At 76.8% G+C, this 1235-nt stretch carries 1 protein-coding gene; it reads right to left on the bottom strand.

Annotated elements, in window-relative coordinates; all coding sequences use genetic code 11:
- Positions 1-190 precede the first annotated feature (190 nt).
- Positions 191-1235, bottom strand: a 1045-nt coding sequence (locus tag ACWD4A_RS35370; RefSeq protein WP_451200581.1) for a glycerate kinase, incomplete at its 5' end; no start/stop codon positions are given.

Below are 1235 nucleotides of genomic sequence, written 5' to 3'. Positions count from 1 at the left end.
CCATCTCCGCGGCCGGCGGCCCCCCCCACACCCCCCGGACGGGCTGGATGTGCGGACCGTGGCCTTGAACCTGCGGGCCCGCAGTGTGCGGACCACGGTCCGCGAAATCCAGCCCGTCCGGCGATTGAGGACAAGCGGCGCAGCCGCTTTGGGGGTCCGGGGGTCTCCCCCAGTTTCGGGAAGGGGCGGGTCAGGGGAAGAAATCCCGGGCCACCCGTTCGGCCAGCCGTTCCAGCAGCGGCCCGGCGAGGGCCATGCACCGCTCGCGGTCCGGCTCCAGCGAAGCAAGGGCGTAGGCCCGTGCGATGCCCGCCGCCCGCAGCGCACCCTCGTCGAGGGACAGCACCCCACAGACCGCCACCACCGGCACGCCGCGCCGGCGCGCGGCCGCCGCCACCCCCGCCGGTGCCTTGCCGTGGAGGGTCTGCGCGTCCAGGGACCCCTCCCCCGTGATCACCAGGTCCGTCCGTTCCAGCGCGGCGGCGAAGCCCAGTACGTCGAGCAGCACCTCGATGCCCGGCCGGAACGTCGCGTCCAGGCCGACGAGTGCCCCGTACCCCACACCGCCCGCCGCGCCCGCGCCCGGCGCCCGCGCGTACTCGGCGGCCCGTGGGCCGGCGGCCTCCGCCAGGGTGTGGGCGTAGTGGGCCAGGGCCGCGTCCAGCGCGGCCACGTCGTCCGGGGAGGCGCCCTTCTGCGGCCCGTAGACCGCCGCCGCGCCCTTGGGGCCCGTCAGCGGGTTGTCGACGTCGCTCGCGAGGACGACCCGGGTCCGGGTGAGCCGTGGGTCCAGCCCGGACAGGTCCGCGTGGGCGAGCCCCGCGAGTGGTCCGCCGCCGGGGGCGAGCGGCCGCCCGTGCGCGTCGGTGAGGCGCGCGCCCAGCGCGCTCAGCATGCCCGCCCCGCCGTCCGTGCCGGCGCTGCCGCCGACGCCGAGGACGATCGTGCGGGCGCCCGCGTCGAGCGCGGCCCGCAGCAGTTCCCCGGTGCCCCGCGTACCGGCCGTGAGCGGCGCGTATGTCCCGCGCGGCAGCCGCCGCAGGCCCGAGGCCTCCGCCATCTCCACCACCGCGGTGTCGTCGCGCAGCGCGTACGCGGCCGTGACCGGCTCGCCCAGGGGTCCGGTCACCCGGGCCGTGCCCGACTCCAGGTCGGTGGCGTTCGGCCGTCCCTTTCTGATGCCGCCGACGAGTTTGAACGGAAGATAGGTGTCGAACGCGCGGCACGAGAAAGTG

This window comes from Streptomyces sp. NPDC002537, assembly GCF_053594975.1.
Note: the sequence above shows the minus strand (reverse complement) of the source record. Positions and strands in the feature narration are given on the sequence as shown.